Below are 13,047 nucleotides of genomic sequence, written 5' to 3'. Positions count from 1 at the left end.
AATGTGACATGGTGTAACTATAATGATTACAACAGAGGTGAGAAAACATGAAAATCAGCAGCAGATTTACTGTCGCTGTCCATATTCTGGCCTTGCTATCACTTGAAAAAGGATCATTACAGACATCGGAGGATATCGCAGGAAGTGTGAATACAAACCCAGTGGTCATCCGCCGCATTATGAGTAAATTAAAAAAAGCAGGCCTAATCTCAACGAGTCTTGGCAAAGGTGGTTCTCAGCTGAACCGCAGTGAAGACGACATCACACTGCTCGATGTGTATAAAGCGGTTGAAGTCGTGGATGAGGGAGAATTGTTTCAAATTCATGAAAGCCCAAATCCTGACTGTCCGATCGGTGCAAATATTCAAGCGGTGCTTGAATTAATTTTATGCCGCGCTCAAAGTGCGATGGAGCAAGTACTTGCTGAGATCAAATTAAGTGAACTAACGCATGTGCTAATCAAAAAAATTGGATGATCTATTCAATTTTTTTTACCTCTGTTGTAACCGTATTAGTTACACCTTTCTTTATCAACATAAAACCATATTGCAGGAGGAGTTAACATGAAAATTGGAATTATTGGCGCAACAGGTAAAGCAGGACAAGAAATTGTGAAAGAGGCTCAATCAAAAGGACATGAAGTAACGGCGATCGTCCGAGATGCACAAAAGGTGACAGATTCATCACTAGCTGTTCTTGAGAAGGATGTGTTTCACTTGCAAGCAGAAGACATCAAAGGCTTTGATGTGATTGTAAATGCATTTGGCGCACCTGCTGGAAAAGAGCACCTGCACGTAGAAGCTGGGAAAAAGCTGATCGATATTTTAAAAGAGGCACCTGAGACTCGTTTGATCGTTGTGGGCGGAGCAGGAAGTCTATTTGTAGATGAGGCGAAAACAACAAGACTAGTGGACACACCAGAGTTTCCTAAAGAATATGCTGCTACGGCTTCACAGCAAGGAGAAAACCTAAAAGATCTTCAACAGACAGAGGGATTAAAATGGACCTTCCTCAGTCCAGCTGCATTCTTTAATCCAGTTGGCAAACGTACAGGTTCTTACGTGAAAGGGAAAGACCATCTGATTGTCAATTCTAAAGGTGACAGCTATGTGAGCTATGCTGACTACGCCATTGCGCTGGTTGATGAGGTGGAGCAGGCAGCCCATGTTGGAGAACGTTTTACCGTTGTATCTGAAGCTGAATAAGCAGTTTCATGACCGCCTAAAAATGATAAATGGGGAGTCTAACGTATGAATGAGCAAGAATTGTCCTTCATCTATGTATGGGATGCGTATTGTGGCTGGTGTTATGGATTTTCAAACAGTATCCGCACTTTGCATGAAAATCATTCGGAGATATCATTAACACTTGTGTCGGGTGGTTTATTTGTAGGGGAAAGAAGTCTTCCAATAAAGGATTATCCACACATTTCAGAAGCAAATCAGCGTATTAGTCAGCTGACTGGTGTCGAGTTTGGTGAACGTTATCAGGAGCTGCTAGCAAACGGAACGTTTCTTTTAGACTCTGAGGCTGCGGCCATTGGTTTTTCTGCATTAAGATCCATCGCACCTGAGCGCGCATTGCACTTGGCTTCATCGATGCAAAAGGCTTTTTATCAAGACGGAAAAAGCCTGAGTGATGAAGAAACGTATCGGGAGATCGCTTTGGCGCATCATCTTGATCCTGACGCAGTCATTGAACGCATGAAAACAAAAGAAGCGATGAATGATGCGTATGCCGACTTTGCGAAGGTTCATCAACTTCATGTGAACGGCTATCCTACACTTTTATTAAAAAGAGGGGAAGAATACTTCAGCCTGGGCGGAGGTGCGATGACAGCTGAAAAGCTTGAAGACCGCCTGAAGGAATTACTAGAAAAATAAATCATTCAAAAACAACCTCTATGCGGATAGAGGTTGTTTTTTTACGCTTTAATGATAATCGCCTGACTGCCCATCTGTTCCCAAGAATCTTCTATTTCTATAGGTACTTTTTTATTTTTTATTTCTAAGTAATAATGAATCAAAAAACCAATAAATAAGTGAACTAACTATTATGGTTAATATCACCTCAAATTTGTTTCTAAATGTTGCATCAATAATTAATACATTTACGATAGCTGATATTATTATATAAATTAGAAGGTACTTCAAATTGAATTTTGTTACTTTATTATAAAGTATTAATTGTAGAGGAACACAAAAGATTAAATAAAATAGAGATATAAATGGTAAATAAATTATAAAATAAGAAATGCTCAATCCATGAAATAAATATTGATAGATAGTTATAAATAAGCTTAATGTAATAGAGCTAATTATCATACATGAAATAAATTTAAAAGTTATAGATAATATTTTGAAAAACTTGTCATTATTCATACGCTATTCTCCTTAGGAATTATTGTAATATAAATTAAATTATGGTAACGTAATGATTGTAACATATTAAGCTTAATTGAGGTGTTCTAATGTTGAAAAAAATAATATTTTACTTTAGTGTTTTGATTGCTGTTTGTTTAGTTTCCCAACATGCTTATGCGTCTAGTGAACAAGGTATATCTATTCGCAAGAATAGTACTTATGCAACTATTGTTGCTAAAGAAAAGGGAGATTATTATAAGCTCTATGATAATGATAAATTAGTTTATGAAGGTAAAAAAGATGAAATAAAAGTGAAGATTAAAGATGAAATACAAAAATATAATTTGGGTATCTATAAAAGTAACAAATTAAAAAAAGTAATAGCTATCAAAATCGACAATAGTTCTTATTTGGAACCAAAACAGTCAAAAAGTTATATGAAAAGCAAAGCTTTTTCGTCTAACAATGAAAATGAGTTATATCCTGAACAAGAAATAGTAGATAACTCAATTAATCAAAATGGGTTAGATACTCATTCTAGCTCAGATGGTGTTCGCCTGAAGTGGGGGAAAATACAAGGAGATAATGGAGTTTACTCTATATACAGAGATAACAAACTTTTGAAAAAGACAAAGTCAAAAACCTATTTTGATTCTAATGTGAAGCCTGGAAAAAGGTATACATATAAAGTCGAGACGAATGTTCCACTAAGTAAGAAGTCTCGAAATAAAGTAAACGAGTTGTTAGCTAAAAGGAAAATTAATAAATCTAAGTTATCTAAAAGTGAAAAATCAAAACTCTATAATATTAGTGCAGAGTTTTCAAGCATTGTTGAAATCCCAAAGTTGACAGAGGACTCATTAAAATCTCCACTTGGGTTATTAACAAGTAAAGGAGAACAAGGAAAGTCTAAAGCTTTATCAACAAAAGCAGCTTTTCCAAAAAATGATGCATATAGTATTATTTATAACACATTCATCCCATATAAATCTGTTAAAGATCCAAACTTCATAAAAGGAGGCTATTTAAAGGGTGATAATCGGGGATTTAATATAAATGCTACAAGTAGTCGTACACATTCAGTAGTAAACTTGCAATTTCAGAATCCCCTTTCTATATGGATGCCAACAAAAAAAATTGGTAGATCCTATAGATGCTCAGATGCTGCATGTAAAAAAGTTATAGAAAGTGCAGTTGCGTCTAATAAGGCAATCTTTATAGATGTAACTGACACAAGTAGTAAAAAATTAGGGTTTAAGTTTTATCATTCTGCGAAAATCCCATTTAATACAAACGTTCCTGGTGTATCTTATCCTTCTATTGATTCAAATTGGAAACTTACGATGACAAATTCAACTTTGGTGATAAGTGGTAGTCATGATAAAGCACCTAATCATGAGATTTATCTAGCTTCAATGGGTGGGCAAAAAAGACAACTTTATACTTTTTTTGTAACAAGTCCTAATGATTTTATTAATTTACTTGAGATTATGCCTAGAAAGTCATTTAAAAATACATTATAAATAAAAGACAGTGAAAGCTCCACGATGAGTATTCACTGTCTTTTTCTGTTTAATTATATAATGATAATCGCCTGACTGCCCATCTGTTCCCAAGAATCTTCAAACTGATCACGGTCGACTTTTTGATTCTTTTCTCCATAGGGGTTATTCAAGTAGACATGCTCCTTGTCATAGCCTGTGATGACCACGCTATGCATATTAAAGCTTACATTTATTTTGCCATTCGGTGTATTCCAAGTTTCGATGTTATCTGTTTTGTCAAAGGTGGATGTCGTAATCACCCAGACAGGATAGCCCTTTTCAAGTGATTGATAGATGGCCTTTTTAACAGGCTTTCCGGTTAAGTCGACAACTTGATCGCCCGCGTATTTTTTCGCAAGCTGATAAATCGGTTCGTGGTAAACACCAAGACCCGGCCCATTCTCCATATCGCCTACAAACCCGTCATGAGGGTCTCCTTTTAAGCCATTTTCATAATTGAGCGGAACACGTTTTACTTCATTTGCCAACTTGTTTTTCGTTACATGCTCATAGCCGCTGTAATGAAGCAGCATCGCTAAGCTCGTGACTTCGCATCCGTTATAAAGCCTTGGCACATCCATTTGATTGTAGAGGGTGACGTCCATGGCTTTTTTGCTTCCTTTTAATGAATGATGTGTGGTTTCTGCTTTTTTCGTTGAACGAGTTTCTTCAGCTGCAAGTGCCGTATCGTTTTCTTTTGCTGCTTTTTGCGGCGAAGCTGTTTTCTTGACTTGATCGATTTGCGAAACGTATATAAAGCCGAAATAAACAAGACATGCGCACAACAAAGTTAAGATGAATGTCTGGATGAACTTCACTGTTAATCTCCTGTGTTATTCAATATTTTTAAGTATTATAGCACGTTCTTTCTTCGAACATACAGAAAAGACACAGGTGTCACTTGAATGTAATAATTCCAGAATATGTTGATGAAAATAGGGGGAAATAAAAATGATTGATTTAATCGCTTTATTTTGTTAGCATATTATCATATTAGCGAACTAAAGGATTCGGAATTTTTTGTTTTAATGTGTTGGAGGTGCGGAAGAACATGTTTATGTTTGAGAAACCATATGGTATGCGGGATTCATTACCTGGATTGTATGAGACGAAGAAAAAAGTGAGACATTCTTTAACAGAGGTCATGACTGGTTGGGGTTTCCGTTTGATGGAGACACCAACGCTTGAATTTTACGATACAGTCGGTGTTCAATCGGCGATTACAGATACACAGCTCTTTAAGCTGCTTGATCAAAACGGGCAAACCCTTGTACTGAGACCTGATATGACGGGGCCGATTGCAAGAGTGGCGGCTTCCAAGCTTCACCAGCAGGCGTATCCGCTTCGTGTTGGGTATGCAGCCAACGTGTTCCGAGCGCAGGAAAGAGAAGGCGGAAGGCCGTCAGAATTTGAGCAGGTCGGAATTGAATTGATTGGTGATGGTTCGATTAGTGCAGATGCTGAAGTCATCGCACTTGCCGTATTTGCCTTAAAAAATGCCGGGCTAAGGTCCTTCAAAATCGCGATCGGGCATGTCGCTTTAGCAGAGACGTTATTTGTCGATGTACTCGGAAATACAGAGCGTGCAAATGTCCTTCGCCGCTTCTTATATGAAAAGAATTATGTGGGATACCGTCAGCATGTGAAACAATTACCGCTCTCCTCCATCGATAAAACGAGGCTGTTACAGCTTTTAGAGTTAAGAGGCGGCCAAGAGGTTATAGGGCGGGCAGAGGAAATCGTCGTTTCACAAGAAGGAAAAGAAGTGCTCGCACAGTTAAAGTCGCTTTGGGAGACACTTGAAGATTACGGCTGTACAGAATATATCCGTTTAGATTTAAGCATGGTGAGTCATATGAGCTATTATACGGGTATTTTGTTTGAAGTATTTGCAGATCATGTTGGGTCGGTCATCGGAAGCGGCGGGAGATATGATCAATTGCTTGCTCATTTTGATGCACCCGCGCCAGCTACAGGGTTCGGACTTCGACTAGACCGTCTTCTTGAAGCGCTCGATGCAAAAGAAATTGTTGAGCCGCAGGAGGCTGTGATTTTTAGCAAAGAACAAAGACTGGAAGCTTTTGCTTTTGCAGAAAAGGAGCGGTCAAAAGGGAAAAAGATCGTCCTGCAAGACTTAGCGGGGATTGAAAATATTGACGCGATGACCAAGGCATTTGAGCAGGTGACTTATTTTATCGGCGCTAGAAAGGAAGAGCAAAATGGGTAAAGTGTTGACGATGGCGATGCCAAAGGGCCGGATATTTGAAGAAGCAGCAGGGCTGTTAAGACAGGCGGGGTACCAGCTGCCAGAGGAATTCGAGGATTCAAGAAAATTAATCATTGATGTACCAGAAGAAAACCTACGCTTTATTTTAGCCAAGCCAATGGATGTGACCACCTACGTAGAGCACGGCGTGGCGGATGTTGGCATTGCAGGGAAGGATGTCATGCTTGAAGAAGCTCGTGATGTGTACGAAGTGCTCGATTTAAACATCAGTAAATGTCATTTAGCTGTTGCTGGCTTGCCAGGGGCGAGCTGGGGGGGTGTCGCACCGCGTGTGGCGACAAAGTACCCAAATGTTGCATCGTCCTATTTTAGAGAGCAAGGGGAGCAGGTGGAGATCATTAAGCTGAATGGTTCCATTGAATTAGCACCGCTCATTGGGCTTGCCGATCGCATTGTGGACATTGTCTCCACAGGTCAAACACTAAAGGAAAATGGCCTTGTGGAAACGGAGCATATTTGTGATATCACGTCACGTTTTATTGTCAATCCTGTGAGCTATAGGATGAAGGATAACGTGATCGATGAAATGGCGCAGCGTCTTGCAAGAATCATTGGAGAAGGGGAGGAAACATCATGAACATCACCTGCATACAAGAAGGTGAGACAGATACTCTCTCACTCAAACGGTCCTTAGATACAGGAACAGAAGAGCAGCGTCAGGCTGTTCAGCGCATTATACAAGAAGTGAGAACAAATGGTGATGAAGCTGTACGGTCTTTTACAAAGCAATTTGACGGAGTGTTGATTGAAGATCCACTTGTCACGGAGGATGAAATGGCAAAAGCCTGTGACCGCTTGGATAAAGAGATGGTTCAGATTATCCAAACGGCTATCAAGCATATTCGCACATACCACGAGCGCCAGCTGACCTCTTCTTGGTTTTATCACCAAAAGGATGGTTCAATGCTTGGTCAAAAAGTAACACCGCTTGATGCGGTAGGTGTGTATGTCCCCGGTGGAACAGCTGCCTATCCATCATCAGTATTAATGAATGTGATCCCTGCGCTAGTCGCAGGCGTTGAACGAATCGTTCTTGTGACACCCCCTGGGAAAGATGGCTGTCTCTCTGACGCTGTCTTGGCTGCGGCGAAGGAGCTTGGTATTTCTGAGATGTATAAAATGGGCGGGGCCCAGGCGGTTGCGGCACTTGCCTATGGAACGGAAAGCATCAAACCTGTTGATAAAATCACAGGTCCAGGCAACATTTATGTCGCGCTGGCAAAGCGGGAAGTATTTGGTCAGGTAGACATTGATATGATTGCAGGCCCAAGTGAAATTGCAGTCCTAGCAGACGAAACAGCAGTCGCGCATGAGGTAGCGGCGGATTTACTTTCGCAGGCAGAGCATGATGCGCTGGCATCTAGTATTTTGGTGACACCGTCTAAGACACTTGCTGAAAGCGTGCAGGCTGAAGTAAGAAAGCAGCTTGATAGTTTACCGAGAAAATCAATCGCAGCAAAATCTATACAAGATCATGGCCGTATTTACGTGACAGAATCAATCGATCGTGCAGTAGACGTCATCAATCAATTAGCACCAGAGCACTTAGAGGTGCTGACAGCATACCCAGAAGCACTTCTTGGTCAAATCAAGCATGCTGGCGCAATTTTCTTGGGACGATATAGTCCAGAGCCGGTGGGCGATTATTTTGCAGGACCGAATCATGTGCTGCCAACAAACGGAACAGCTCGATTCTCCAGTCCGCTTGGTGTGACTGATTTTCAAAAGAAAACGAGCATTATTTCATATAGTCAAGAAGCCTTTGAAACACATCGGGAAAGCATTGCGGCTTTTGCCAGATTAGAAGGGCTTGAAGCACATGCAAGGTCGATTGAAGCGAGAAAGCGGGAGGAATCGTAATGAGACAGGCGAAAACATCGAGAAAAACTAATGAAACGAACATTTCATTAGCGCTAGAAATTGATGGAGAAGGAAAAGCGGATATTCAAACAGATGTCCCTTTTATGACGCACATGCTCGATTTATTTACGAAGCATGGACACTTTAATTTGACCGTCGATGCGAAAGGAGATACGGATGTTGATGATCACCACACAACAGAAGATATCGGCATTGTACTTGGGCAAATGTTTAAGGAAGCGTTAGGCGATAAAAAGGGAATTAAGCGGTATGGATCAAGCTTTGTTCCGATGGATGAAACACTTGCCCAGGTCGTGGTCGACTTAAGCAATCGTCCTCATTTGGAAATGAGAGCGGCCTTTCCGAGTCAAAAGGTTGGTACCTTTGATACAGAGCTAGTGCATGAGTTTCTGTGGAAATTTGCGCTTGAAGCCCGGATCAACCTTCATGTCATTGTTCACTACGGAACCAATACACATCATATAATTGAAGCCATTTTTAAAGCGATGGCACGTGCCTTAGATGAAGCAACAACCATTGATCCACGTGTGAAAGGAATTCCTTCAACAAAGGGGATGCTCTAATGATCGGAGTCATTGATTACGGAATGGGAAATTTGTTCAGCGTATCAAAAGCACTGGAACGAGCAGGTGCCCGCTATATCGTCTCCTCTGATGTAGAGGAGCTGAAAAAAGCAGATGCTTATATTTTGCCTGGGGTCGGTTCGTTTCATGATGCAATGCAGCTGTTAAAAGAGACTGGACTTGAGGCGTTTATCCATCAAGTCGTAGAGGAAGGAAAGCTGTTATTCGGCATTTGCCTTGGCATGCAGCTGTTATTTGAAGAAAGCGAAGAGGCAGGACACACAAAAGGATTGGGTCTGTTAAAAGGGCGTGTCGTTCTTTTAAAGGATCGTGATCAGGACGGGCAAAGGCTAAAGGTACCTCATATGGGGTGGAATGAGCTCACGTTTCATCAGCCCGCCCCATTGTTTGACGGTGTGCCAGAAGGATTTGCGTACTTTGTTCACTCTTATTATGTGAGTGATATGAATCCAGATGAGCAATTAGCAAGCGCGGACTATGGTGTTCAAGTACCAGCTGTTGTTGGCAAGGGAAATGTGCTTGGAGCACAGTTTCACCCTGAAAAAAGCAGTACAACGGGAATGGCGCTGCTCAAACAATTTATTCAATTAGCAAACGAACAGAGGGTGAACAAATGAGTGAGTTTACATTATATCCAGCGATTGATATGAGAAATGGCAAATGTGTACGTCTTGTGCAAGGAGATTATGATCAAGAAACCATTTATGGAGATTCACCGCTCGACATGGCCGCGCAATTTGTAAAAGAAGGAGCAAAATGGATTCATCTTGTCGATCTAGATGGTGCAAAAGCAGGGAAACGTGTCAATCATGAGCATGTGCTGGCGATTGCTTCCTCCTTAGATGTGAAGGTACAAATCGGCGGCGGTATTCGGTCGGAAGAAGACGTTGCCTTTTATTTAAAGAGCGGCGTAGATAGAGTGATTCTCGGCAGCTCAGCTGTTTCGAACCCAGTCTTTGTGAAAAAAATGCTGGCGCAATATGGAGAGAAAATCGCAATTGGGATTGATGCGCGAAATGGCTTTGTATCGACTGAAGGATGGCTTGAAACGTCTAAAGTGAAGGCAGAGGAACTCGGCAGGGAATTGGCAAAGGAAGGCGCAGAGGTCTTTATTTTCACCGATATTCAAATGGATGGCATGCTGTCTGGTCCCAATGTAGAAAGCACGGTTCGCTTAGCAGAAGCAACCGGCAAACAAGTGATTGCTTCAGGTGGTGTCAGCGCAGTAGCTGATCTTCAAAAGCTGTCAGCGCAAAAACAGTCTGGTGTGTCTGGTGCGATCGTTGGAAAAGCACTTTACACAAAGCAGTTTACTTTAGCAGAAGCATTTGAAGGGCTTGACCGCATATGATGACAAAACGAATCATCCCATGTCTTGATGTGAAGGAAGGGCGTGTTGTCAAAGGGGTGCAATTCCTAGGCTTAAAGGATGCTGGTGATCCGGTCGAATTAGCGCAGATCTATGATGAGGAAGGGGCGGATGAACTTGTCTTCCTTGATATTTCCGCTTCTCATGAAGGCCGGAAAACGATGGTGGATGTGGTCAAACAAGTCGCGTCCACTCTTGCGATACCATTTACGGTGGGAGGCGGGATTAACCACCTTGATGACATGAAGCGTATATTAAGAGCGGGTGCAGACAAAGTATCTGTCAACACAGCAGCTGTGTTAAGGCCGGAACTGATTTCAGAAGGTGCTGACTTTTTTGGCTCCCAGTGTATCGTTGTTGCAATTGATGCAAAATACGATGAAGAGAAAAAAGCATACATGGTCTATACACACGGAGGACGCCGTCAAACAGATTTAGAGGTCAGCGACTGGGCGAAGGAAGCTGTGCAGAGAGGTGCAGGAGAGATTTTGCTGACAAGTATGGATGCCGATGGTGAAAAGACAGGCTTTGATCATCGATTGACAAAGCTTGTATCAGATGCAGTCAATGTGCCAGTTATTGCTTCTGGCGGCGCTGGCAATGCCCAGCATATGCTCGAGGCCTTTACAAAAGGAGAAGCTGATGCAGCATTAGCAGCATCTATTTTCCATTATAAAGAAACCTCCATTCATGAGGTGAAGACATATTTGAGAGAACACGGGGTGAAGGTCAGATGAAACAGGCAAATGAATTAACCTTTAATGAGGCAGGCCTGATTCCTGCGATTGTACAGGATGCTCAAAGTAAGGAAGTATTGACGCTTGCGTATATGAATCAAGAATCCTATGAAAAAACGCTGGAGACAGGTGAAACATGGTTTTATAGCCGGTCGAGAAACGAGCTTTGGCACAAAGGCGCCACCTCGGGACATACCCAGCAAGTGATTTCTATTCGATATGACTGTGACAAGGACGCTCTGCTTGTCCTTGTCGCGCCAAGCGGCCCAGCCTGCCATACTGGCAGCTATAGCTGTTTTTCGGAAGAAGGCGTGAAGCGCCAAAGCGAAGAGCAGGATCGTTTTGCGATATTAAATGAACTTGAACAGGTCATTGCAAAGCGTCAGGCGGAAATGCCAGAAGGGGCTTATACAACCTATCTATTTGAAAAAGGGGTTGATAAAATCCTGAAAAAGGTAGGGGAAGAAGCATCCGAGGTGATCATTGCAGCGAAAAACCGGGATCAAGAAGAATTGAAATGGGAAACTGCTGACCTCCTCTATCATCTTCTTGTATTATTACGCGAACAGCAATTGCCGCTTGATGATGTATTAAAGGTATTAAAAAAACGTCATCAAGGTGAATGAAAAGCTGGGGGATATCCCTGGCTTTTTCATTTTAAATGAAAAACAAATCCTTCCTTTCCTTTTGTTCTATGTGACGACTGGTGAAGTATGTTATACTACACACGGTACACTGTTCGAAATGGAGGGTATCGGTGAGTAAATACACTTCTCAAAATAATCACACACAAGTCGTCCAGCTATTTCAAGATGGGCATTACTTTTTTCATAAAGGTCTTAAAGCATATAGAGAAAGAAATCTGTCCAGAGCAAGTAAGCTGATACAGCGGGCCATCGTACTTGAGCCTGAAAATGTAGAAATGCTGTCACAGCTTGCCATTATTTATACTGAAATGGGTCATTACCAGCAATCAAACGAACTGCTTGATTTTATCCTTGAACACATCGATGAAAACATGTCTGAGTGCCACTATTTTAAAGCCAATAATTATGCGAATCTCGGACTGTTTCAAGAGGCATATAAATCAGCTACTGCTTATGCCGCGCTGGAAGAGAACGGGGAATTTGCGGATGAAAATGAAGACCTTCTTGACCTGCTCGATATGAGCGACGAAGAGGACGAAGATTTTCCTTATGATCAGGATGACCTGATTGTGAAGCAGGATCAAGCAAACCATTTGCTAGAAAGCGGCAGACTCGATGAAGCTATTGAGATGCTGGAACAGATGATTGTTGAGTATCCAGAATTTTGGTCAGCGTATAATAATCTTGCTTTGGCCTATTTTTATTCTGGCCGAATCCATCAGGCGAAAGAAATGTTGAACCGGGTCCTTCTTGAAAATCCCGGTAATCTGCATGCCCTTTGCAATCAGCTTGTCTTCTACCATTATGAGAAAGAAGAAAAGAAGGTCAACATGTTAGCGAAGCAATTAACGCACGTGTATCCAATACTAAGTGAACAGCGTTATAAGCTTGGCGCAACATTTGCCCTTGTGGGAGAATTTGAATGGGCCTTTAAATGGCTTTATTCTTTGTACAAAACAGGTTTTCAGGGAGATAGTACATTTTTATACTGGCTTGCAAGCGCAGCCTATCATACAGGCCATAAAACGCTCGCCCAAACGGTTTGGGATAAGATGGTTGAAGAAGATATCGACGCAGATGAAATCAAGCCGTGGCAGGATAAACCTGAGGAGACTGAGCCAATGGTCTCGATTGAGGAACGGCTGACTGCGTACTATGTCAGTAAACAAAAAGGGGAACGTGACGTTCTGCAGTCTGTCCTTGATGCACGCGCAGCGAAAACGGCCTTTGAACAGCAATTTATAGAACTGCTTTTGTATGAAGATGAAATGAAAGAAAAGTCTTTTTCAGAAGATGCTGTTTTTGCAAAACAGGCGGCATCCAGTCTGGAGGAAGCGGTTCAGCCTGACAGCCATATGCCTTATTTTTGGTTATTCCATATTATTCAGCAGGCACGTGCTTCTGGTATTGATAAGAAAAATGCGCCTGCCTGGGCAGCAGCATCTTATTATCTATGGATGAATGAACAAGAAGAAGCAGCTGTCAGCAAAAAAGACGTTGCGTCCGCTTTTCAGATCAGTGTTCAAACACTGTCTAAATACGAACGAGAGATCTGTACGTTAATCGATTAAATAGGTAAATAGATTCAGAACATCCCAGCATGGCCGAAAAGGTCATGCTTTTTTCTTGGATAAA

General features: G+C 41.7%; 14 protein-coding genes. 13 read left to right on the top strand and 1 reads right to left on the bottom strand.

Annotated features, from left to right (window positions below; all coding sequences use genetic code 11):
• The first annotated feature begins 47 nt into the window (after positions 1-47).
• The 4 genes from NSS80_RS17085 (at position 48) to NSS80_RS17070 (ending at position 3,886) form a co-directional block, all read left to right on the top strand.
• A complete protein-coding gene (locus NSS80_RS17085) occupies positions 48-476 on the top strand; it encodes an Rrf2 family transcriptional regulator (protein WP_024423567.1) in 429 nt (142 codons plus the stop codon).
• Positions 477-563: 87 nt separating this feature from the next.
• Complete coding sequence (locus tag NSS80_RS17080; protein ID WP_041115597.1) at positions 564-1,205, top strand: NAD(P)-dependent oxidoreductase; 642 nt, start codon at positions 564-566, stop codon at positions 1,203-1,205.
• Positions 1,206-1,250: 45 nt separating this feature from the next.
• The gene (locus tag NSS80_RS17075; protein WP_041115598.1) at positions 1,251-1,883 is read left to right on the top strand and encodes a DsbA family protein; all 633 of its coding nucleotides are present in this window, start codon (positions 1,251-1,253) and stop codon (positions 1,881-1,883) included.
• A 587-nt stretch (positions 1,884-2,470) separates the two neighbouring features.
• The gene (locus NSS80_RS17070; RefSeq protein ID WP_041115600.1) at positions 2,471-3,886 is read left to right on the top strand and encodes a hypothetical protein; all 1,416 of its coding nucleotides are present in this window, start codon (positions 2,471-2,473) and stop codon (positions 3,884-3,886) included.
• A 53-nt stretch (positions 3,887-3,939) separates the two neighbouring features.
• Here the strand turns inward: NSS80_RS17070 and NSS80_RS17065 are convergent, their stop codons facing one another.
• The gene (locus tag NSS80_RS17065; RefSeq protein WP_041115601.1) at positions 3,940-4,725 is read right to left on the bottom strand and encodes a C39 family peptidase; all 786 of its coding nucleotides are present in this window, start codon (positions 4,723-4,725) and stop codon (positions 3,940-3,942) included.
• 233 nt (positions 4,726-4,958) lie between these two features.
• On the opposite strand from NSS80_RS17065, the gene NSS80_RS17060 reads away from it, so the two are divergent.
• The 9 genes from NSS80_RS17060 (at position 4,959) to NSS80_RS17020 (ending at position 12,983) form a co-directional block, all read left to right on the top strand.
• Positions 4,959-6,134, top strand: a complete 1,176-nt coding sequence (locus NSS80_RS17060) for an ATP phosphoribosyltransferase regulatory subunit (protein WP_034281040.1) — start codon at positions 4,959-4,961, stop codon at positions 6,132-6,134.
• Positions 6,127-6,771: an ATP phosphoribosyltransferase gene (gene hisG / locus NSS80_RS17055; RefSeq protein ID WP_041115602.1), complete on the top strand. Its 645-nt coding sequence runs from the start codon at positions 6,127-6,129 to the stop codon at positions 6,769-6,771. Before NSS80_RS17060 ends, hisG begins: the two co-directional genes overlap by 8 nt.
• On the top strand, positions 6,768-8,054 hold the full coding sequence (hisD, locus tag NSS80_RS17050; RefSeq protein ID WP_041115603.1) for a histidinol dehydrogenase: 1,287 nt from the start codon (positions 6,768-6,770) through the stop codon (positions 8,052-8,054). The genes hisG and hisD overlap by 4 nt, the downstream gene beginning before the upstream one ends.
• Positions 8,054-8,638, top strand: a complete 585-nt coding sequence (gene hisB / locus NSS80_RS17045) for an imidazoleglycerol-phosphate dehydratase HisB (protein WP_041115604.1) — start codon at positions 8,054-8,056, stop codon at positions 8,636-8,638. Before hisD ends, hisB begins: the two co-directional genes overlap by 1 nt.
• Positions 8,638-9,276, top strand: a complete 639-nt coding sequence (hisH, locus tag NSS80_RS17040; RefSeq protein WP_041115605.1) for an imidazole glycerol phosphate synthase subunit HisH — start codon at positions 8,638-8,640, stop codon at positions 9,274-9,276. The genes hisB and hisH overlap by 1 nt, the downstream gene beginning before the upstream one ends.
• Positions 9,273-10,010, top strand: a complete 738-nt coding sequence (gene hisA, locus NSS80_RS17035; RefSeq protein ID WP_034281035.1) for a 1-(5-phosphoribosyl)-5-[(5-phosphoribosylamino)methylideneamino]imidazole-4-carboxamide isomerase — start codon at positions 9,273-9,275, stop codon at positions 10,008-10,010. Before hisH ends, hisA begins: the two co-directional genes overlap by 4 nt.
• A complete protein-coding gene (hisF, locus tag NSS80_RS17030) occupies positions 10,007-10,765 on the top strand; it encodes an imidazole glycerol phosphate synthase subunit HisF (RefSeq protein WP_041115606.1) in 759 nt (252 codons plus the stop codon). The genes hisA and hisF overlap by 4 nt, the downstream gene beginning before the upstream one ends.
• Positions 10,762-11,391, top strand: coding sequence for a bifunctional phosphoribosyl-AMP cyclohydrolase/phosphoribosyl-ATP diphosphatase HisIE (gene hisIE, locus NSS80_RS17025; protein ID WP_041115607.1), 630 nt, complete (start codon positions 10,762-10,764; stop codon positions 11,389-11,391). Before hisF ends, hisIE begins: the two co-directional genes overlap by 4 nt.
• Positions 11,392-11,522: 131 nt before the next feature.
• Positions 11,523-12,983: a tetratricopeptide repeat protein gene (locus tag NSS80_RS17020; protein WP_041115608.1), complete on the top strand. Its 1,461-nt coding sequence runs from the start codon at positions 11,523-11,525 to the stop codon at positions 12,981-12,983.
• The last annotated feature ends 64 nt before the right edge of the window (positions 12,984-13,047 follow it).

Origin of the sequence: Bacillus sp. FSL M8-0350 (assembly GCF_038593345.1) — a bacterium.
GTDB classification, from domain to species: Bacteria; Bacillota; Bacilli; order Bacillales; family Bacillaceae; genus Bacillus; species Bacillus safensis.
This window is presented reverse-complemented; position numbering and strand designations above follow the sequence as displayed.